The sequence below is a fragment of the Leptospira meyeri genome (assembly GCF_004368965.1).
GTDB classification, from domain to species: domain Bacteria; phylum Spirochaetota; class Leptospiria; order Leptospirales; family Leptospiraceae; genus Leptospira_A; species Leptospira_A meyeri.
In genome coordinates this window covers 736360-757989 of sequence record NZ_SORO01000001.1, presented here as the reverse complement: position 1 = coordinate 757989, position 21630 = coordinate 736360, and the positions used below count along the sequence as shown (strand labels likewise).

The 21630-nt window shown below is 38.3% G+C and carries 17 protein-coding genes; 8 read left to right on the top strand and 9 right to left on the bottom strand.

The window, feature by feature from the left end; all coding sequences use genetic code 11:
- Positions 1-56 precede the first annotated feature (56 nt).
- The 5 genes from CLV96_RS03595 to CLV96_RS03575 are packed head-to-tail and all read right to left on the bottom strand — an operon-like array spanning position 57 to position 3545.
- Positions 57-1010, bottom strand: coding sequence for a lysylphosphatidylglycerol synthase transmembrane domain-containing protein (locus CLV96_RS03595; RefSeq protein WP_004788996.1), 954 nt, complete (start codon positions 1008-1010; stop codon positions 57-59).
- 10 nt (positions 1011-1020) lie between these two features.
- Positions 1021-1365, bottom strand: coding sequence for a histidine triad nucleotide-binding protein (locus CLV96_RS03590; protein ID WP_004788897.1), 345 nt, complete (start codon positions 1363-1365; stop codon positions 1021-1023).
- Between the two features lies 1 nt (position 1366).
- Complete coding sequence (locus CLV96_RS03585; protein WP_004788315.1) at positions 1367-2263, bottom strand: ROK family protein; 897 nt, start codon at positions 2261-2263, stop codon at positions 1367-1369.
- Between the two features lie 2 nt (positions 2264-2265).
- Positions 2266-2937 carry an ABC transporter ATP-binding protein gene (locus CLV96_RS03580; RefSeq protein ID WP_004789028.1) on the bottom strand — a complete coding sequence of 224 codons (672 nt, stop codon included), beginning with the start codon at positions 2935-2937 and terminating at the stop codon, positions 2266-2268.
- On the bottom strand, positions 2937-3545 hold the full coding sequence (locus CLV96_RS03575) for a hypothetical protein (protein WP_004788578.1): 609 nt from the start codon (positions 3543-3545) through the stop codon (positions 2937-2939). The genes CLV96_RS03580 and CLV96_RS03575 overlap by 1 nt, the downstream gene beginning before the upstream one ends.
- On the opposite strand from CLV96_RS03575, the gene CLV96_RS03570 reads away from it, so the two are divergent.
- Together CLV96_RS03570 and CLV96_RS03565 are read left to right on the top strand one after the other, a co-directional pair.
- Positions 3539-5083 (top strand): tetratricopeptide repeat protein, encoded by a 1545-nt coding sequence (locus CLV96_RS03570; RefSeq protein ID WP_004788291.1) that lies wholly within the window; start codon positions 3539-3541, stop codon positions 5081-5083. The two genes, CLV96_RS03575 and CLV96_RS03570, sit on opposite strands and share 7 nt — an antisense overlap.
- Positions 5083-5715, top strand: coding sequence for a hypothetical protein (locus CLV96_RS03565; RefSeq protein WP_004788920.1), 633 nt, complete (start codon positions 5083-5085; stop codon positions 5713-5715). Before CLV96_RS03570 ends, CLV96_RS03565 begins: the two co-directional genes overlap by 1 nt.
- A gap of 1 nt (position 5716) precedes the next feature.
- On the opposite strand, the gene ruvA is transcribed toward CLV96_RS03565, so the two are convergent.
- A complete protein-coding gene (gene ruvA, locus CLV96_RS03560; RefSeq protein WP_004788637.1) occupies positions 5717-6316 on the bottom strand; it encodes a Holliday junction branch migration protein RuvA in 600 nt (199 codons plus the stop codon).
- 138 nt (positions 6317-6454) lie between these two features.
- Between ruvA and CLV96_RS03555 the strand changes: the two genes are divergently transcribed.
- Genes CLV96_RS03555 through CLV96_RS03545 form a run of 3 tightly spaced genes read left to right on the top strand, consistent with a single transcriptional unit; the run spans position 6455 to position 10523 of the window.
- Positions 6455-8365 carry a patatin-like phospholipase family protein gene (locus tag CLV96_RS03555; RefSeq protein ID WP_004788768.1) on the top strand — a complete coding sequence of 637 codons (1911 nt, stop codon included), beginning with the start codon at positions 6455-6457 and terminating at the stop codon, positions 8363-8365.
- 15 nt (positions 8366-8380) lie between these two features.
- Positions 8381-9631: a C40 family peptidase gene (locus tag CLV96_RS03550; protein ID WP_004788922.1), complete on the top strand. Its 1251-nt coding sequence runs from the start codon at positions 8381-8383 to the stop codon at positions 9629-9631.
- Position 9632: 1 nt separating this feature from the next.
- Complete coding sequence (locus CLV96_RS03545; RefSeq protein ID WP_004788858.1) at positions 9633-10523, top strand: patatin-like phospholipase family protein; 891 nt, start codon at positions 9633-9635, stop codon at positions 10521-10523.
- A gap of 1 nt (position 10524) precedes the next feature.
- Here CLV96_RS03545 and CLV96_RS03540 read toward each other — a convergent pair whose 3' ends face one another.
- The 3 genes from CLV96_RS03540 to CLV96_RS03530 are packed head-to-tail and all read right to left on the bottom strand — an operon-like array spanning position 10525 to position 16206.
- The gene (locus tag CLV96_RS03540) at positions 10525-13134 is read right to left on the bottom strand and encodes a PAS domain-containing sensor histidine kinase (protein ID WP_004788976.1); all 2610 of its coding nucleotides are present in this window, start codon (positions 13132-13134) and stop codon (positions 10525-10527) included.
- A 47-nt stretch (positions 13135-13181) separates the two neighbouring features.
- Complete coding sequence (locus tag CLV96_RS03535; RefSeq protein WP_004788593.1) at positions 13182-14648, bottom strand: OmpP1/FadL family transporter; 1467 nt, start codon at positions 14646-14648, stop codon at positions 13182-13184.
- A 19-nt stretch (positions 14649-14667) separates the two neighbouring features.
- Positions 14668-16206 (bottom strand): hypothetical protein, encoded by a 1539-nt coding sequence (locus tag CLV96_RS03530; protein WP_004788692.1) that lies wholly within the window; start codon positions 16204-16206, stop codon positions 14668-14670.
- 100 nt (positions 16207-16306) lie between these two features.
- On the opposite strand from CLV96_RS03530, the gene CLV96_RS03525 reads away from it, so the two are divergent.
- From CLV96_RS03525 to CLV96_RS03515, 3 genes are all read left to right on the top strand, one after another.
- A complete protein-coding gene (locus CLV96_RS03525; protein WP_004788474.1) occupies positions 16307-17533 on the top strand; it encodes a M48 family metalloprotease in 1227 nt (408 codons plus the stop codon).
- Positions 17530-19698, top strand: coding sequence for an adenylate/guanylate cyclase domain-containing protein (locus tag CLV96_RS03520; protein WP_004788765.1), 2169 nt, complete (start codon positions 17530-17532; stop codon positions 19696-19698). Before CLV96_RS03525 ends, CLV96_RS03520 begins: the two co-directional genes overlap by 4 nt.
- A 69-nt stretch (positions 19699-19767) precedes the next feature.
- The gene (locus CLV96_RS03515) at positions 19768-21570 is read left to right on the top strand and encodes a methyl-accepting chemotaxis protein (protein WP_004788847.1); all 1803 of its coding nucleotides are present in this window, start codon (positions 19768-19770) and stop codon (positions 21568-21570) included.
- The last annotated feature ends 60 nt before the right edge of the window (positions 21571-21630 follow it).

The window sequence follows — 21630 nt, the reverse complement described above, 5'->3', positions numbered from 1 at the left end:
TCTGGAAATTGGTCGGTGAAAACATCGATGGTTGCCAGAGCAGAAAATGAATCCAATTAGTTTTGGATTTTTTTGTGAGTCCATCTCCAATACAAATATGCAACAAGAGCTAGACTTGTTGTGATGATAAATTGTGTTAGGTGAACAACTGTAGCATACACAAGTCCTTCTCCCGGATCTCTTCCTAAAATAATAAATCCCGATATAATAGCTGCATGAAATACTCCGATTCCTGACGGAGCCGAAGGAATGGCTACACCCATTCCTCCTAAAAACATAAAGAGTAAGGCTTCCGGGAAACTGAGAGGCATACCAATCAGTAAACCAGCAAGTAAATAGGAGACGGCATAACCCAATACCCAAGTGGGAATTGAGTAGAGCACCGGTTTTAATAATTTATCTCCTTGTAAAAAGGAGGAAAATTCAACTAAATGATGATCAAGTTTTTCTTCATATAGCCCGTGTTTACCTACAAATCCAAATATTTTTTTGATAAAAACACGAAGTGGATCTAAAAAATAACGAACAACTGTTAGTCCAACAATCATTCCAAAAATAACAAGTGCAGAAATCAAAAGAAGACTTAGGTTTTTGGATTGGCCAAGTCCCATATAAAATAGGGCAGCTGCACCTATCACAACGACCGAACCAAGATCCATCACTTTTTCTAAAAAGATACGACTGAAAAGATGGGTAAGTGGAAGTTCTGTATCACGTTTGTTCATAATGAGACGAACAAGATCTCCACCTCTTGCAGGAAGGACCATATTAAGACCCACACCGATGATGGCTGTTGTAAATGCTTTGGCAAAACTTATCTTTTTTTCTAAAAGATAATACCATCGAATTGAAAAGGGAACAAAGGCCCAAAGATTGGATAAAAAAAGCAAAGGAAAAATCCACCAGTTGATTTTCCCTTCTAAACGCTCAAATTCAGCAAGGTCAAAGTTCTTGGATAGAAAATAGACTGCAATGCCTGAAACTAAAATTCCAAATAATAATTTTCTCATATTGTCCTAATTAACCCGGTGGCCATTGCATATGACGACCACCTAACATATGGAAGTGGATATGGTGAACGGTCTGTCCGCCAAAATCACCACAGTTGTTTACTAAACGATATCCCTTTTCTGAAATTCCATTTTGTTTGGCTAGTTTGGGGATAGTTAGAAATATTTCTCTTGTGATTAGTGGATCCAAATCTTCAATTTGGTTCATACTGGAAATATGAACTTTGGGGATGATTAGGACATGGAAGGGGGCTTGCGGAGTGATATCGTGAAAAACTAAAATGTTTTCCGATTCATATTCTTTTTTGGCTGGGATTTCTCCACTAACAATTTTACAAAAAAGACAATTTTCCATACTATACTTTCTCCTTAGAAAACACTAACGAAGCTGCACCTAATGCACCGGATAAACTTCCACCGGAACCAATTTTGAGTCGATCGTTTAGCACGGGAAAGATATTGGATCTGATTTCGGATTCCAAAATTTTACCAAATAAATCATAGGATTTTGTGATTCCACCCACAAAGACCACTGCTTCAGGATTCAACAAATGAATGGCCCCACGAACTGCATGGGCCAGTGCCAATGTTCCAAAATGTAAAATCTCCTCGGCAATTGGATTTTTTTCTCGGACCAGCCTAAAAAATGTTTCTGCATTTTCCAATTGGCTTTTGGTTTTTTCCGTGTAACGATTTAAGAACCCGCGAGTAGAAAAATAACTTTCTACACATCCAGATACTCCGCAACCACAAAGAGCACCACCAATGACAGATGTCGTATGGCCTATTTCAATTCCATTTCCAAGATAACCGGAATAAAGAATTCCTTTGTCCACAAAACCACCGCCAACTCCGGTTCCGAGAGTAATGATGAGTTGTGATTCTGTATCTTTGTAAATACCAAAGTAAGCCTCGCCAAGTGCTGCACAGTTCGCATCATTTTCATACCAAACCGGCAGGGAAAATTCTTTTTTGAGTTCCTCTTTTATTGGTAAGTTTTTTAAACCTTGCATATTGGCACTGGATATCATAATCCCTTGTTCATTATTTAAGGGACCCGGAGAACCAACACCAATCCCAATCGCATTTGAGACAAGTGGACGAATGGTTTCTTTTAAAATTTCTAAAAAACTATGATTATCCAAGTGTTCCGGTGTGGGGGAAACACGGGTCTTAAGTTCCTTTCCCGTTTCATCGAAGAGGCTAACTTTGATGCTCCCTCCACCGATATCCACTCCGACGGCATTTCGCAAACTCATTCTCCCTTTATAACTTGGTCGAATTTTCCCTGTTTCATTTCGTAAACAGTTTGGGCATCGAAGGCAAGTTTCATATCATGTGTGACAAGGATAATGGAATGATTTCGTTTGTTGTATTCATTTAAAAGGAGTTGGACTAAGTAACTATTTTCTGGATCCAAATCTCCCGAAGGTTCGTCGGCAAAAAGGATGGCTGGATCGTTGATGAGCGACCGAGCAATGGCTGCTTTCTGGATTTGTCCTCCCGATAAAGTACGTGGAAGGGAATTTTGAATATCACCTAACTTTAAATGTTCGATCAAATAATCGCATTTACGAATATAATCATCATTTGAAAACTTACGGGTAAATAAAGCTGGCAAAAGTATGTTTTCCCTGATCGTAAGGTTTCCCACAAGTTCGGAAAATTGAAATACGAGTCCTAGGTCACGAGCACGGATTTCCGCCAGTTCTTGTTTGGAAATTTGTGAAAGTTTGATTTGGTCATAAAGGATATCACCTTCTGTAGGAGAAAGCATCCCGGTGAGCATTGAGAGCAAAGTGGTTTTTCCCGAACCGGATGGTCCAATGATGGCAACATAGTCACCTTGGTTCACATCGAAACTTACGGAACTGACTGCTTCTTCTTTGCCAAATCGTTTGGTCAAATTGTGAACACGGAGTAACATTATTTTTGTCTCCGAATGGATTTGTAAGGATCGATATAAGAGCTGATCCCAATTGTGGGAACAGAAACAAGAAGTCCTAGTGTTATAAAGAGAACCAAACAAGAAAAAACGGATTTGATTTCTTGAATGATTCCGAAGTCTGTTGGTGGATTTAAGTAAGCAAGATTTATCAGGATTGCCATTAAGAAACTTGGTAAAAATAGGAAAAATAAGGACAAAGAGTGGAGCCAAATACAACCCAATCGGTTCCCTCCAATGGCCATCATCACCCCAATGTCACCAAGACCATGAAGGTTATGAAAGAAAAAGAGGGCCATCAGAGCAAAACTCGTGGCATAAAAAAGAATCTGCGGAGATTGGTCAAAGGAAACGATACTAGTAAGGGACACTCCCGAATACAAATGGAAGTGAATCCGGATAGCGAGTAAAAAGAATGTAAAAACTAGGGCACCGACGAGGCCATAGGCCGCCGAGTAGAGTCGATCCCGGAAGAGAAGTCGAAGAGCGAACGAAATGTAGGTGAGTTGTATCACTTCCAGGACAGAATTGACGTAAGACTCTTTTTTACCAACTAAAATAGGAAAATAGGAAGTAAGCGAATTTGGCATTTTTTATCTTTGTGGGAGCAGCCGTGATTATGCTCGGGTTTCTTTTGACCTTCATTGTAGGGCAAAGAAGGGATAGTTATGCCAAGGCCCTTAGCCTTGCCACTCTCGGGAATTTTCTAGATGCTCGGGCTCTGGTTCGGGAAAAACTCGAAGAAGACCACCAAAACCCCTATGGCCACTATGTCATGGCAAAGATTTATGCCATGGAGAATGACCCCTTAAACGAAGCCAAACATCTTGAAATCATTAAAAAAAACAATCGGTATACAAAAGAAATTGATGCCGTAACGGTTTCGAACCGAATCGCAGACATTTACTATAACAAAGATTTTTTTGAAGAGGCCTTTTTTCATTATTTAGATACTCTCCAGTCCGACAGGTCAAATCCAATTGCTTGCCTTCGGTTGGGGTTTATGGCCCTCGGACAAAAGGAATTTAAAATTGCAGATCATTTTTTCTCACGAATTCCAGAAGAAAAAATCAATCTTTCCTCTTACTTCATTGCCCGCGGTGTGATCTCTGGTGTGACAGGTGGGGGAAAGGAAAGGGAATACTTTGAAAAAGCATACAAACTAGAGAAGTCTCCAGTATCGGGATTTTTATATGCCTTATCTCTATCTCGGGAGAATAAACACAAAGATGCGGTAAAAACGGCTGTAGCCATCAGCGAGCAGATCGAAGACGAGTTTGTTCGTTTTACTCTTTTTCAGTTTTTAATGACAGAAGCCATTCTCATGCAAAACTTTCCAGAGGCATTAAAGTATGGACGTTTGTGTTTGGAGATGGCAAGACTCAATGCCTGGCCAAGTGAAATAATAGAGACTAGCATCCATTTTGCGATGATCACTGTGTATATGGGAAGGCTCGACGATGCTTCCGAATATTTGATTGAAGCGGAAGCGGAACGGTTAGATGATCCCGATGTGGTAGCTCTTGCGAATTTAAAATATAGATTGGAGCGGGGTACCGGGACTGTTGAATCATTAACGCATGAATATGACCTTTCTCGAGAACTAAATTTATTATCTGTAAACTTATTTCCCAACTCAAGATACTTTGAATTGAGTGGAATGCGCTCTTCTAAACCCTTTAATATCAAAGGGATGGTGGATGATGCAGGAAAAAAACTAACATCCAAACTGGATATGTTGGGTTTGGATAAGTTTGAAAAGTTCATTAGCCTTCCTGGTACCAATTTTAAGAACCAAGCCACTCGTATGGTGATGAGTATGGGATATCGAGTCACAAAAGAAATGTCAAACCCAGAAGCAGATGGAGTGAATTTACTCGCCTCCTCCAAAGAAGATGTCAACAAAAGAGCTTTATTCCGAGTCCGTAAATGGAAAGATGCAAAAGTTTCCGATGTTTTTTTACGAGAGATGACAAACCAAATGGAAGAGTTAGGTGCAAGCAAAGGATATGTGATCGGTAATTTTGATGTCACGGAAGGTGGAAAAAAAATCATCGCAGCGAGTAATGGTGCCCTTGAGATGTATTCTGGGGATTTGTTTGAGGACCTTCTCAACAAAACAATGTAATGGGATTTCAAAAAATAAGAATTTGTTTTTTTGTTTTTTTCTTAGTGGTTTTACACCATTGCCAAATCGAAAGAAGTGATTCTGAATTGAGTGATGGCAAACTCCTATCTACAAACGAAACTAGAGATCTAAATTCTTCTACAAATCCAGAAAAGAAAGCACTACTTTGCCCCATTCCTATGGTGTTAGGAAAGGTTTATGGATCTTCGTTTTCCAAATTTGACCAAACTTTCATTCTTTCTGAATTAAAAATTTTACTTTCAGATCTCTGCGAACGGAAATTTCAAAACCTCACCTCACTCATTCATCCCGCCAAAGGTTTGTATGTCGATGCCAAAGGTTATTGGACGATCGAGGAAGTGAAAAATGATTTAATCGATCCTGATGGATACTTCCAGGTATATTATTTTGACTCAGAGAAGTTGGATAAAAAAAAGGGAAGTTTCGGAAATTTAACTGTTCGGGATGTATTTTCTTTAGCCAAACAAGTGACAGTTGATATTTATGTAGGTTCTAGTGAAGAGGTGGAGGTTAAATTTCGCTTTGAAGAAAATCCAAAACTTGAGCGGTATTTAATTAATCCAAGTTTCATCAAAATAGCGGGACGTTGGTATCTCCTTCGTATGTTTTGATTTACCTGGTCCCTGTAATCACTTGTTTGACTATCTCCGATGCAGTAGCCAATGGGTTTAGTTTTTTAGCATCAGACACTTGTTTTGTGGCCGTTTTTTCATCAAAACCGAGTTGGATGAGTGCCAGGGTTGCCAAATCTGTTTCTCTGTCTTCCGTATCTGTTTTTGCGGATTCATCACTTAAAAAGATTTCTAGTTTTTTTAAGTTTTGTTTGATTTCGAAAAGAATTTTTTCTGAGGTTTTTCCTTTCACTTTGGGAATTTTTTCCAAAGTTTTCCTATCGTCTTCTTTCGCTATTTTGTACAAATCGTCCGCTTGAAAAAAAGATAAAATTTTTAAGGCAGTTAGTTCTCCAATTCCATGGAGAGATTTGATGAGTTGGAAAAGTTCTCTGTCCTTTCTTGTAGAAAATCCAAAAAGACGTTCCCCTCTGTCAGTGATGGAATGAAAGATATGTAAAAAAATCTCCTCCTTCATTTTGTCCTTACATTCTAAATGTAAAGGAAAGGGAATATGGATTTCATATCCGACACCAGCAACATCAAGGACCAGGTGATCCATTTCTAATTGAATTAATTTCCCACGTAAACTTGCAATCATCGTATCGGTTCCGCTTCCAAATTCTAGGAATCCATCTCTCTGGCGACAACTCTTTTGTTTTCTTTCCCTGAACAAGGGACTAGCGAGGGATAGAGGTTCTCACTCGCCTGGTTTTACAAAGAAAAGGAGGTTGAATTTTTGTATCCATCTAGTAAAACCAATGAGGTGAAACGAATTCGGTTATCAAAAAATCCAACTCTGGCACAGTATCTCACTTTGGCAGACCTATTTAAAAATTTACCGCATACAGTTCTTCGAGAAATGAAGGATCATACCATTCGGGAATTTTTAGTAGGGGGGGAGATCTTATTCGAAGAAAACTCAGTAGGTAATGATTTATACATTTTGGCAGCTGGCAAACTTCGTTTTGAAAAACGAGGTGCTGACGGGTCCATTCGAGATGTAGGTGAATTCAAACGACTTGACATCATTGGAGAGCTGAGTCTGTTCACTGGAGAAAAAAGGTCTGCAACAGTGAAGGCAATTCGAGACTCCGAACTCCTTCGAGTTCCAAGAGATATCGCTTTGTCTATCTTACTCAAATATCCAGAGAGCCTTTTGCAAATTACTAAAATCATAGCCGAACGTTTGGCGAATGCCAAAAAAGAGAATCAGGAATTTGTTCCGCTATCTCGAACCTTTTCTATTTTAACGGCTCTTCCTAAAAATTCGGTTGATGAAATCATTCATAAAATTGGCCTCGTATTCCTTCGGTATGGCTCTTTTTGTGTCGTGGATGAAGCGGTTTTTTTAGATCGAACAAGCGAATTGCAGTCATTAGATGAAAAAGATAGAGAACCATGGATCATTCGTTTTTTTGCTCAAATGGAATCAGAATATGATTTTGTTTTTTATCTTTTGGAAGATAAAAAAGAATTCACTACTTGGTCAGAAAGAGCACTCCGCCAATCTGATTCCATTTTATTCATCAAAGAGGCTACGGCAGATCCCAACTGCATTCTGTTAGAATCTCTACTCGATAAAAAACAAATAAAGGAAAGGAACCAAATACTAGTTCTTCTACAGCCTAACGCTGTGGATGTGGTTCCGGGTACCATCAAACATTTACAAAAAAGAAAGTTCCATCGTCACTATCATGTACATTTTGATCGTCTGGATACTTGGGAAAGATTGGGAAGGGGATTACTTGGAAAATCGATTGGCTTAGCATTGGGTGGTGGTGGTGCCAAAGGGTTTGCCCATTTAGGTGTTTTGCGAGCCTTAGAAGAAAACAAAACTCCTATCGATATGGTTTCAGGGACCAGTGCTGGAGCTATTTTTTCTGCTCTCATTGCAATGGGTGAAACAAGTAAAGGGAGTGAAGAAAAAGCAAAGGCATTTTGGATCTCCAAAGACTTGTTAAATGAATATACTGTTCCTATTTTATCACTTACCACAGGTAAAAAATATACGGAAGCAATTCGGCAATTTTTTGGATCTATCAAAATCGAAGATTTATGGATTCCGTATTTTGCCATCGCAACGGATTTATCGCATTCAGAAATTCACGTTTTTGACAAAGGAGATTTATGGAAGGCAATTCGCGCGAGTACTTCTATACCTGGTGTGGTCCCACCGTTTATCGATGAGGGTGTTGTTTATGTAGATGGGGGAGTTCTTGATAACGTCCCGGGAATTGCACTAAAGGAACGAGGTGTCGGAAAGATTATTTCTGTTGATGTTTTTGGTGATATTTACCCTGACCAAGACCGGGAGTTATCTTCTTATTTTGATAAAACGAATCCTGGAGTGATGACAAATCCTCTGATCCAAATGACTAATTTAATCAACTTTAATGAAATTCTAAGACCAAAGTTTCCTCCGATTGGAGACATTATCATTCGATCGATTCTTGCTTCGAGTCGAGATCGGATTCGACAAACAGAAAAGATATCGGATTTGTTTTTGCAAATTCCGACAAATAACTTTGGGCTTTTGGATTGGTTTGCCTATGAACGACTCATTGAACTGGGATATGTTTCTTCTATTGATAAAATCATTCGTAATCGGGAGAAATTTATAAATCCTACTTTACAACCAAACCTTTAGGTTATCATACAAAGTATGTCTTTGTATCGTTTCGTTCTTTTGATTTTTTTACTTTGTTTTTTCACTTTTGGACAGCAAACTTCCCTTTGGGCCCAAAACTTAGATTCCCTGGTGGAATCTGTTTACAATAAACAAGAAGCTCTTTTGATTCGCAGTGAAATTCGCAAACGTTTGGGGGACCGTGCCAATGAACCTTCCATTAAAGAAATTGTAAAATCCTTACGTGTTTGGGCAGCATTTGAGTCTATGCCTGCTTCGGAATTTGCAGAAGAAGTCGAAAGGTTTGTTATTCTAAAGGATTATGGATTAACTTGGGAAGAAACAGAAGAGTTGATTCCTTATTTTATCACAGCCAAACCAAACAAAAAAGACATTCCTTACTTGGGAAAATTTTTTAAGGAGATGGTTCTTTCCAAAGTTTCGGATGATACAATTTTGGAAATCTTAAGGCTTGCGAAAGTCAAACAATGGAGTGGTGCCTCCGTTCTTGTGGTTGGACGTTTAGTTGTCTTATCACAAAAAAAAGAATCAAATTCTTTTCTCACTCTAAAAACTTTGGAAACAATTCTACCTAAACAATTTGAAAATTTAAGTGATGAGAAAAAAACAAAGTTTTTCAAAGACTGGTATTCTGCTTCTTCAGGTAAGATTGATGAAAAACACTGGGAGACCATCAAAACAGATACCATTCAATTAAGTACTAAACAGACGCCTAAAGAAAACTTCCAAACCTCAGAAAGACGAACAGAGATAATCTGGAATGAACAAGGAGAATGGGTAACAAAAGAACGTCCAAAACTTGATCCAAATCTTATTTTTTTAGAAGAACAAACAGCTTCTCCTCCTTCGGTTAGTAGCGGGGATAGGGATAAACGTAAGTTAGTGGATCCAGTGGGTCGGCAGTGGATTGGAACTCCTTATCTTTACGGTGGATATTCGAGGAGAGGAGTGGACTGTTCTGGATTGACAAAATCGATTCTTACCGATCCAAAAATTGGAATGAACGAGAAGATGATCCCACGATCCGCAAGAGACCAAGCGCAGATTGGAAAATCTGTCACAAGAGAGAGACAACAAATTGGGAATTTAGTCTTTTTCTCCGCATCACCTAATACAAGTAAAATTACTCATGTGGGAATGGTGTTGGAAAATGATAATTTTATTCATGCCTCGACTAGTCGGGGTGTGGTGGTTCAATCCTTAAATGAAAAATGGTGGAAGGAAAGATACGTGACAGGTCGAGATATTTTTACGGTAGGAAAATAGGATGGGAAAAAAAAGAGCACTCGTATTGTCTGGGGGAGGGGCCAGAGGTGCGTATCAAGCAGGTGTATTGCGATATTTAGAAGAAATTCACTGGAAACCAGATATCATTTGTGGCACTTCTGTGGGAGCTATCAACGCCTGTGCCATTGGTTCTGGAATGAATTCCAGCCGATTGTCCGAATTATGGCTTAGGCTCAATCAAAAAAATATCATGCGTTATTCGATTTGGAATATGTTAAAAGGTCTTTTCCGAAAAAAATATTATCCACTTGTGGAAACCTATCCTCTGAAAAAATTCATTCATGAAAATTTAGATTTTGCAAAACTGAATGAATCCAAAACAAAAGTAATTATTTCTGCGGTAAATATTCTTAGTTCAGAGTTGAAGTTTTTTGAAAATCCCAATTTGCAAATCGAACACATACTTGCTTCCTCTGCCATTCCAATGATTTTTCCATGGCAGATCATTGATGGAGAACCTTATTGGGATGGGGGAGTAATGGCAAATACTCCCATTCTTCCTGCTCTCACACATGAAGCTTCAGAAATCGTAGTGGTTTTACTCTCCCCAGTTGGTGGCATGCGAGTGATGGATGCGCCAAAAACAAAAGACGAAGCAATAGAAAGATTATTTGAATTGTATCTTCTTGGCTCTTACCGAAGTGTCGAACAAGGTTTAGAATATAGAAAGGCAGTGATGAAGGGACTTACACCTATCGAAAATTTTTTACTGGGTTTGCGAACAGAATTTAAAAATGCAAAAATTTCGGTAATAGCACCAAAACAAATGTTAGGTTTGGTGAGTATTTTGAATTTCAAAAAAGACCAGGCGGAACTTTTATTAAAACAAGGATACGATGATGCAAAAGATTTTTTTACGAAAAAATCTTAATTTAAATTTGTGTTTTTGGAAAATTGAGATAGAAAGTTGAACCATTTCCAAGTTCACTTTCTAATTCAATGGATCCATTCATAGCTTCAATTTGATGTTTGGAGAGGAAGAGGCCCATTCCTTTTCCTTCTATGTCTTGGCGCAATCGAAAGTTCATTTTGAATATTTTTTGACCATGTCTTATCATATCAATTCCAGGACCATTGTCATTAATTCCAATTCTTAAAAATTCTTTTGTCTCTTTTAAAGAAATTCTTATTTTACAAACTTTTTTTGGGTCTGCGTATTTGATTGCGTTGGTGAGAATGTTATTCACGATACTATCAAAATATGCTTGGAATCCAAGAAGTTGGATTTCTTCTGGAACTTGGTTTGTAATTTCGATTTCTCTGTTGGCTCCATTTTTTAAGAGAAAAACTTGTGCATCGATACTTTCTTTGATTAAAATTTTTGATTTAGGAAGTTCTTTTGTATCCCTTTCAATATTCAAAAGTTCATTGAGATTTCTTATGATTTGATCCAATTGGTATGATGAGGATTCGATAAATCCAAGTAATTCTGGGTTGGCAGGATTTTCCTTCAACATTTCTGTTAAACTGATAAGATTAGCGATCGGAGCACGTAAGTTATGTGATGTAATATAAGTATATTCTTTTAATCTTTCGTTTTGTTTTTTTGTAATTTGGACTAGGGATTCAAGTTCTCGGTTTTTAGTTAGAAGAAGGTTCTCCTTTTCAAAAAGTGAGTTTTGGATCAATTTTTGATCCTGGATGTTTTGGATGGCTCCATAAAATCCAATACAATTGTCCTCGATAAATTTTGGAGTAGCAATGATACGAATCCAAAATTCATTTCCCGATCCTGCTTCAACTAAACATTCTAAATCGAAGGTTTCCTTTGTTTTGATACAATGAATTTCTTTTTGTTTTAAAATTTTTTTAAATTCTTTTGTTCCAAAAAAACTTAAATCTACTTGATGCAAATGATTCGAAGTTTGGACTAAAATCTCGGTGGCAACTTTTGAGAGTTGTATCTGTTTATTGGTTAAATCATAATCAAAACTTCCTACTTTGGCAAGGCGATTGGTCCGAAGTAGTAATTCTTCCATCCTTTTCCGATCAGAGATATCTCTCGTTTGTATCACAATACCGTCATTCGTTGGAATCACCTGGTGAAAATAATATCCTGGTGCAGCATAGTTTCCTGGAATCTGGAATTCTTGTTCCATTGGTATTTTTGTTTTGACTACTTTTATATAATCTTCAAAGAATCCATTCTCTCGGTTTACTGGAAATAGTTGGCAAATTCCCTTGCCAATCAGTTCTTCTTTTTTCATTCCCACTTGTTCTTCCGCTTTTTGATTCACATCGGAAATGATAAAATCAATAATCTCACCTTCTTTGTTTTTTAAAGTTTCTAAAAAGTAAATGGCTTCCAATGCAGATTCCATTGCGGCTTGGTATCTTTGGCTACTGACTAAGTATTTTAATTCTGTTTCTTTTTCTGAAGTGATGTCCTTTGCTGCTCCAATGATTGAAGTGACTTTTCCCGACTCATCTCTGATGGGGCGAGTGTAATCGCGCAACCATTTGATTTTTCCGGATTTTGTGCGAATGCGGTATTCTACCACACCAGTTTCTCCCTTCAAAATTTTTGTCATCCGCTCTGCAATATTGGTTAAGTCTTCTTTGATGATGATATTGAACCAACCACCTAATTTGGAAATTTCTTCAATGGAATAACCAGAGGTTGTCCTTAGTTCTTTAGAACTCCACTCGGCCACAACTTCGCCATTTTCGATTTTTGCAGAATAAATATAGTCCGATGTAAGTTCCGTAACTAACTGTAAGCGATCTTCTAAAACTTGGGTTTCTGTAATGTCTCTTGATACACCGACAATTTCGTTGATGTTCCCTTTTGCATCAAGGATGGGGTTTTTAACGGTTTCCAGAATTCTTATGATACCGTTTTGCCCAACATTTGGTTCTCTTCTTACATAACTAGTGGTACCTGTTTCAAAAACTTTTTTGTCTTCTAGATGATATGCCTTTGTGTATTCTTTTTCGTTGTAGGCTACATCATTAATCCCGATTAAGTTTTGTTTTGTGACGCCGTAAAAATCGGCACAGGCTTGGTTTACATAAGTGACCGTAAAATTTTTATCCTTACAAAAAACTAAGTCAGAGATAGAATCTAAAATTTGTGAAAAATAAATTTCCCTCTCTTTTGCGTAACGTTCTAATTCCTTGGTTTTGGTTTGGTCCGAAAAACTAGCGAGTAAATGTGTTATATTTCCCTGTTTGTCTTTGGAACTATAGGCAGAGACAGAAATTTCAAAAGTAGATCCATCTTTTCTTTTGGCGCGTAATTCTCCTTTCCATTGGGATTGAGTAAGGATTTCGGATAAAATGAGTTCTGTTTTTTCTTTGTCGTCAGTGAACGTGAGGGCAGTTTTTCCGATGATTTCGTCTACATGGTCATAACCCCAGAGAGAAAGAAAGGCCTGGTTTACAAATTGAAGGTTTCCTTCCAAGTCGGAAATTACAATTGCATTGACCGACTGTTCTAAAATGGTATTGATTAGTCTTTGGTCTGTCAGTTCCAATCCCATCTACAGAAAGATAGGATATGGACAGATAAGGACAAGTAAAATATAAATTAATTTCTTGAACTAACCATAATGTAAACGGAATGAGCACTGTATTCAAATGATTGTGAAAGGGAATTCGGATCAATGCGGGAATTTCCATATCCAACTTCTCTGATGTAGGTGACAGATACTGATGATTTTGAAGTTACCCAAGAAAAACCCAAACTCAAACCTTTGTTTCTGGAATATTCGTTTCTTGGATTTGTTCCTGACCTAGCTACTTTATAAATAACACTTGCATCTCCAGAATTCATTTGCACTTGGTTCCCGAAAGTATTTTGAAGATAAAGATCAACTGCTGACTCTGTCCAAGAAATTGGTTTGGTATTTGGTTCGTTTGTATAAATACCAGCTAACACAGAAAATGTGTCGGCTATGTAGTATTCCATTCCCGCAGCGAAGTTAGTTGTGGATGCTCTTGTTAATTCACGAATTTCTGTATCGTTGATCGTATAGGTAACCCTTCTTCCAAAGGCGCTTATTTCATCTTGGTTTCTTCTGGATTTGTATCCGGTTGTGTAAATCATATCAAAGGAAGCCAAAAACCTAGAAGTTGGGAAGAAGGCGACTCCAAATCGTAACTCTGATGTTTGGGGGATTGATGTTGTGAGTTTAGGTTTTTGAGTGAGCACCCCTGCTTCTATGGAAGAGGCACCATCTCCTGTTCCTTCGATGAAATCAATTGCGGAAGATCCTGGCCTTCTTGTGGAGTCCGCATACACTTCGTTGTAGAGTCGATTCCCTCCCATAACAAAGATTCTTCGGTAACTTAGTCCCAAAGATACCTTTTGGATGGGTTGGTATTGGATTCCAAGGACCGGCATAATTCCAGAAGTCCTTCGATTGTCTACGTAAGAACGCATTACATAACTTAAATCGGAAAATTGTTGGAATTGGGTCCTCGAAATTTCTTTTGTATCATTCATGTAGTAGAGAGTGGCACCAATCGAGAGTTTGTCGGACAGTAGATAGGCGGCACTTGGTCCCACTAGGAGTTGGTTGTATTTTTCTTTTGTATAATTTCTGGTTGAGTTGATAGAAGGGGAAACAAGAGGATAATTCACTTGGTCCACTCGGTTATAAGAGTAGTTATAAGTATTCACAATAGAAAATGCAAATTTCCATCGATCAAAGTTTTTTAATAATCCAATAAAGTTGGGGTCAAATCCTTGGTGGGTCTGATTGTAAACTTGTCCCGGAGTATCAATGTTGATATAACTTCTTTTAACATCTTTAAAATTACTGGCTGAGATGGAAATTCCGTCATTGTAAGTAAATCCAAGTCCCGCTGGATTATAATAAGCACCAGAAGGATCATCCGCAATAGCAGTAAAGGCCCCTCCAAGTCCTGCAGCACGTTCTCCATAAAATCCTTGGATATTATGAAATGGCTCTGACCCAAAGACAAAACTTGGGAAAAGAATAAAAAGGAAAAGTGAGAGAAATGAGTTTCTATATAGTTTGATTTTTATCATGTTAGATTTTGATTTGTTTTTAAATTTGTACAACAGTATTTGCGACTAAGGTGTATTGTTCATTGCCACTAGCATCAATATAGTAACGCCAAACGTCCGCAGTAGGAATTTGGTCTGCCGTTCCATAAAAATCTACATAATACACTGGGCCACCGCTATTGACATTGTTGAAGAACTCTCCCCATCCAATGTATTCATCGGGATAAGTGTAAGGATTTACTCCGGCAGGCATAATTACATAAGCATCATACTCTGTAAAACCTGCATCCACTCCAATATTGCCACCAGGCAATGTTATGAAAAAATCGACATAGGCATCCCATTCAAACTGATAGGCATTGGCCCCTGTCTCATAAAATTGTCCATAGAGATCATAATCAAAGTAACCTAATTCTTCGTAATCATTATTGGCAGGGGTTACAATATCGTAATAATCGACTGCAAAGTAGGCAGTATCTCCATTAGCATCGTAGGTTTCTTCTAAGTAATATTCTTCTTGGTTTGCATTGTCGATGTATTCGGTGGTTACATAACCCCCGAAATCATTTGATTTTCCTTTGACTGTCGTTGTGATTTTATCACCGGAACTTGTATCATATACATTACTATAACTTAAGGTGACGCAATTGTTTGCATTGGCATTTGTATCTGAATCACATTCTTCAAAGGTGAATCTTGTGGTGGATTTATCTGTGTTACCAGAGCCGCTTGTCACTTGTTTGATATTGAGGATGGCTTTGTCTTTTTTCCCATCCAATGTGATATACGTAATGGATGCTTCCACACTAAGTGATATTCCAAAAACCTTCAAAGATCGAGTGATTGAACTAAAGATTTTTGATTTATTTGATTTAAATTTAATACTTTTTTGAAATCGATTGTTGGCCGGACAAGGTTGAGGAGTTCCAATGGAATCGGCAAATGAATATTCAACTTCCATATCATATTCGTTATTCGACAAGTTCCGGTAAACCATAGCAGGGCTAGGAACCGCTTGTCCAATAAAGGGAAGGATTCCTTCGTTTTGTAAGCTAACAAGTTCTCCCCGTGCTTCGTCAGCACTTAGTCCCAATCGTTCGATTCCAGATAAAAAATCCTCTTCCATTGATTGTGTGATTCTGATTGTAGATGCACCACCAGGAACACAAACACCCGGATTTGCTTTTGCTATCGAGTATGCACCGCTGATAAGAACTAAGTCCCTTTTGGAATCTCTTAAAATTTCAGAGACTATCGATGTACCTTCCGTAAGAAAGGCTTGGCCTGTAAATCCATAGTCAAAGGTATCTTGTGCGATACCTTTTGATAATGAAATAGAACGAATTGATTTTGGAACTTTTCGAAGGGAAGCCCCTAGGCCAGATGAAGGTTTGCGAATGGATCTTGGAACTGCTACACTTAAATTCGAAGGTAACTCCGAATTGATATTGGAACTTAGTAAGTTTCTAACAAGAAAACGAGACACCAAAGCTTCCAAAGAATTACTTTCATCTTTTTCTTTTTTACAACCAATCAAAGTAAAAAAAAGAAGAAAGAATATTAGAAATAGATGATTCATTACGCGTTCATTTCATGAGTGGGAAAGGAAATGTCAATTCTAAAGTCTTAAAATAAAAAAAGAGTTTTCAAAGGACTGAACCAAAATGATAATTTCTTGAATGAGAGCACTATCTCAAACCTTTTTGTTTCTTTTTCTAGCACAATCACTTGTCGCCAAGGGCAATGTATACGTACAAAGCACAAAGGCGAAACTTCTTTCCCAGCCAAAATTGAGTGCAGATGGTTCTGCATTGGCAATGGGAGAAGTACTATCTCCCATCAGTGAACAAGGACTATTTGTTCAAGTGCGGGCAAGGGACCAATTGGGTTGGGTTTCGAAATTATTTGTTTCACCACTCCCTCCAGGAAACCAAATCAAATTGGGAATTACTTCCAATTCTTCAGAGGCCGTGGTCGCAAGACAAAGAGCGTCTGACTTTACGAAGACGGCGGCTGCCAGAGGACTTTCTGAGACTCAGAAGATGAGAGTGCGTGGAGAAGGAGATCTCTACGACTTTGAATCGTTACGTTGGCTTGAATCGGTTCCTTTTGAATCTCCTACAACACAGCCTCCTCCGATCGAACCAAAAGTAGAAACAATTAGTGGGCCACTTCATCTATTCTTTGCTTCTGAATTAGAAGTGCCGAAAGAAACAAAGGCTGAGGTAAAACTAGGGCGTTCTCTTGCAGCAAGATTACTGAAAAAATATCCCTTAGTTCGGGATTCGGAATTAACGGGATACCTGAATGGGGTGGTCCAAAGATTGGCAACGGTTTCTTCTCGTAAGGATTTGAGTTTTCGCGTTGGGGTGATTGAATCCTCACAAATCAACGCCTATGCTTGTCCCGGGGGTTTTATTTTTATCACCACTGCTAGTTTAAAAAAAATCCAATCTGAATCGGAACTTGCGGGAATTATTGCTCATGAAATGGGACACATTGTACTCTTTCACAATGGAGAATTCAAACAATCTAACGTATTTTTGGATATTCTTTCTGGGCTTTTGTCTCCACCTGGTGGTGAGGTTGTGAATGCCGCAACTAGCCAGGTTTTGGATGAATTAGAAAAACAATTTTTTGAAACCGGACGAGATATGAAATTGGAATTAGAGGCGGATGAGGCCGCTGTGGGTCTAACGAGCCAATCTGGTTACTCAGCACTTGGACTATCCAATTATCTGAACACTTTGTCCAAGTCGGAAGGGACCGAATCATTTAAAAAAACACACCCTGATACCACGATTCGTATTGCAAAACTAGTTTTTTATGAATCCAGTATTGGGATTGAAAATGGACCGATTCCTAAAGACCGTTGGGGTGAATTTAAGTCCAAACTAAAACCATGAAACAAAAAAAATTCCTTTTACCTTTTTTTTTGATGGTGATTGTCCCTGCAATCATCATCGCCTTGCTATCGTTATTTGGCATTTCGCAAATTTTAGATAGAAAGTTATCTGATTCATTTTTTCATTTACTTCCTTCACACCATCGTTTTTCCAAAGACATTGTCATCATTGATATTGATGAACAGAGTATTGCCAAATATGCAGACCACCCAGAGTTAGGACAGTGGCCATGGAAGCGAAATATTTATCCAACACTCATTGGTTATACAAAACTGATCACACCACCAAAAGTTACAATTATCGATATCCTCTTTACCGAGAGGTCTGACTATGATGAATCTTTGGTTTCCGCAAACCTAAACTTAGGTGAAATTTCGCATGCTGCCAATTTTCGCGATGGAGGAATTGTAATTCCGAGGTTAGGTGAAGAAACGTTGGTTCAAAAATTCAATGTTCCTTTGCCAAATGATTCACCTTTTCCTCGTTACGAAAATGCATCTTTTCCTATAGGCCAAGTCGGTGAAACTTCACCAATGATTCATGTGGTGAATGTAATTCCAGATAGCGATGGAATCCTTCGTCGGTTTACGCCGTTCATTCGCTGGAAAAATTACCATTTCCCAACGCTCGCCTTGCAAGCATTTGCTTCATCTGAACCTTATCAAACTGAATGGAAAAATGGCAGGTTCTTTATCCAAAAAAAGGATACAATCCGAGAAGTTCCTTTAGGAAAAGATGGTTTGGTAAGAGCTTTTTTTTATACGGAAGAGGAACTCCGAAATATCCCTCGTTATTCCGCAGCTGGAATCATTGAATCATTAAACCAACTCAATGCAAGTGACGTAGAAGATCCGAACCAACTTCTTGTCCCTCCCACCGTTTTCGAAGATAAAATTGTTTTAATCGGAACGTCTGCGGCATCTACTCATGATGATGTTGTCACCCCTTATGGACTTTTTCCCGGTGTGATCGGGCAGGCAGTTTTTGCATCCAATCTAATCGAAGGTCATATGTTAGGTGAACTATCAGAGGTTTTCGGAATTGGATTCACATTGTTAGTGCTTTTGATTGGAGTTCTCGTACTTTTTATCAACCAATGGCATTTGTTGAAAAATATTTATCCAATTCTTGCTATTTCAATTTTCCTTACTTTGTTTTACTTTTTGTATAGAATGGATTTGGTTTTACCAATTTCCTCTTTTGTGATTGCATTTCCCATATCGTATTTGTTAGGTTTTGCCTACCTCACATACACAGAAGGAAAAGAAAAAAGAAAGTTTAACAGTATCCTTCGGAATTTAGTCGATCCAGGTGTTGTGAGCGAAGCATTGGAAAACATGGATTCTTTGAAAAAAGGGGGAGAGTGGGAGATCACTGCATTTTTTTCTGATGTCGCAGGGTTTTCTTCGATCAGTGAAGAGTTAAGTGCGAGTGATCTTGCAAGATTGCTCAATGAATATCTTTCTGCTATGACAAAAATCCTTAAATCCAACTCGGGTACTTTGGATAAATACATTGGTGATGCAATCGTTGGAATCTTCGGAGCACCCATTCAAAACAAGGAACACCCAAGACTTTCTTGTAAAACGGCTCTTGAGATGGTTTCTGAACTAGAGATTCTCCGAACAACTTGGAAACAAAAAATGGATTACACCGAAACAGCTCGAAATATGAATTTTCGAATCGGTCTGAACTGCGGTCCGGCTAAGGTTGGTTTTATGGGAACGGATAGCCTTGCCTCTTATACGATGATGGGTGATACCGTAAACCTTAGTGCTCGTTTAGAGGCAGCCGCAAAAGATTACGGAGTGTCCATTTTGGTTTCGGAAAACATCGAATCTATTTGTAATCAAGAATTCCACTTTCGATTTTTGGACTGGATTCGCGTAAAAGGAAAAGAAACACCGGTAAAAATTTATAGTTTAGTTTGTTTTCTCTCGGATCTTTCGTCCCAAATCATTGAAGCCGAGAGAAAATATGAAGAAGGTTTTCAGTTTTACCTAAATCGGAATTGGGAAAAGGCGATTCTCTCTTTTGAAGCAGCGTCTGAAATGTACGGAAAAAAAGATGTTGCAAGTGAGCTTCTCATTGCTCGGTGTCATTCTTTGTTTAAAAACCCGCCACCTGTCGACTGGGACGGTGTGTTTACTAGAACTTCGAAATAAATATTTTTTTACTTAAATACATAAATAAAAAACAAAGATTAGAACTAGATTTGAAAAGGAAAAAACAAAATGGGGAAAAAGGAAATCACTTCGATTTGTTGGAAATTGACATTGGGTTTGGAATTGTTAACCTCAATTTTGGCTGTTCCCATTGCAGTTTTGTTTATTGTTTCTGGAGGAGAGTATAACTTTGAAAAGGCGGTATATGTTGTGCTTGGTGCAACAATTTCGCTTACGATTTCCTATATTGTTCCCACCATTCGTTTTTTTCGTTTGAGAAATCTCATTACCCAAACCATCCCTGAAAATTTTTCGAAAAAGACAGTCGAAGAAAAACAAGAGATCAAAATTCGACTCTTAAAATTTCCGAAAAATAATTCGGGTTATTTTCTTATCCAGTGGTCTCTTGGAATTCCATTCGCAGCTCTCATCACGTTTCTTTTTTTTACACCAACTCTCGTTGAAATCATTCCTTATGCAGTTTTGCCTATCATCATTTATCCGGTATTAGGTGTTTCTCATTTTTTTCTTACTGAGTTAAGGTTGGCACCCGTTTTGTCGCAATCTGTTTTAAAAGAATTAAGTTTGCCATTGAAAGAGATCCCGAAAATCGGAATTTTCCCGAGAGTGTTTTTTACAATGTTTGCTGTTTTTAGCATGAGTGTGACAACTCTTGGATACTTACTTGGTACACAAGTAACGGGAATTATCCAATTACAAAATACGGGGATCACGATTGGTCTACTGGCATTGTTTATATGTATTGCTATTTATATTTTAACTTCTTTGTTTGTTCGGTCATTAAAGTTTAACACAGACCAAATGGTAAGACGTTATGAAGGCCTTGCCAATGGAGACCTTCGCAATACAGTTGCTATGATTTCCACCGATGAACTTGGGTTAGGAAGTTTATCCCTAAATTCTTTTATTGAGAGCATTCGAAAAATCACAGCAGGAGTCGTTAGCGAGGCGGAGCGTGTAAGTAAGGATTCAAAAGTGATAGCTTCTCAAACCCAAGGACTTGCACAGGCTATGATGGAACAAGCTTCCTCTACAGAACAGATGTCAGCGGGAGTTGAAGAAATGTCTGCAAGTATTCGCTCTACTGCAATAAGTGCAAAAACTCAAAATGAAATTACTCAGTCTTCGCTCCAGTCTTTGATCGAAATGGAATCAGTGTTAGTTGACGTTCATTCTTCTATGGAACGAACAGAAGCGGAAACTAAAAAAATGCAAGAGGAAATTCTTTCTGGCCAAAATGCATTACACTCCACACTTTCTGCGATGGAAGAAATTGAAACGAGTGTAGAACATACGGCTGATGTCATCCAAGTCATTAGCGATATTTCCGATAAAATTGGACTTTTATCTCTCAATGCATCTATAGAAGCCGCTCGCGCTGGAGAAGCGGGACGTGGTTTTGCTGTAGTTGCCAGCGAAATTTCAAAACTAGGTGAACAAACTCTTCAAAATACAAAAAGAATTTTAGAAGCTGTAGACAAAGCATATGAAGCTTCCAAGTCAGGTAGGTCTGCTGTATCCAATACAGAAAAAACATTTTCTCAAATTGGGACCGCAGTTACAACAACTGTCCAACTCATAAAAGTATCTTCTGAAATGACCAAAAAACAGATGTTTATTGCAAAAGATGTAAAGGAAGGTTTTGGAAATTTAACTCGTTCTGCTTTGGAAATAGAACAAAATACAGAAGAACAAGCACGTACGTCATTCGAATTGTCGCATAGCATTGCAACCATTTCGGAAGGAACTGAGTATCTGAATCAGTTTGTTGGTGAGATTGATAAACTTTGTTCGGCCCTTTCTGATCAAGCGAACAATCTGAAACGAGATGTTGCTTTTTTCCAAATTTAATTTTTGGGTGGGGCGCATCGCCTAACGGCGACCGCGCTTTACGCTCCAATCTTTTGCTTT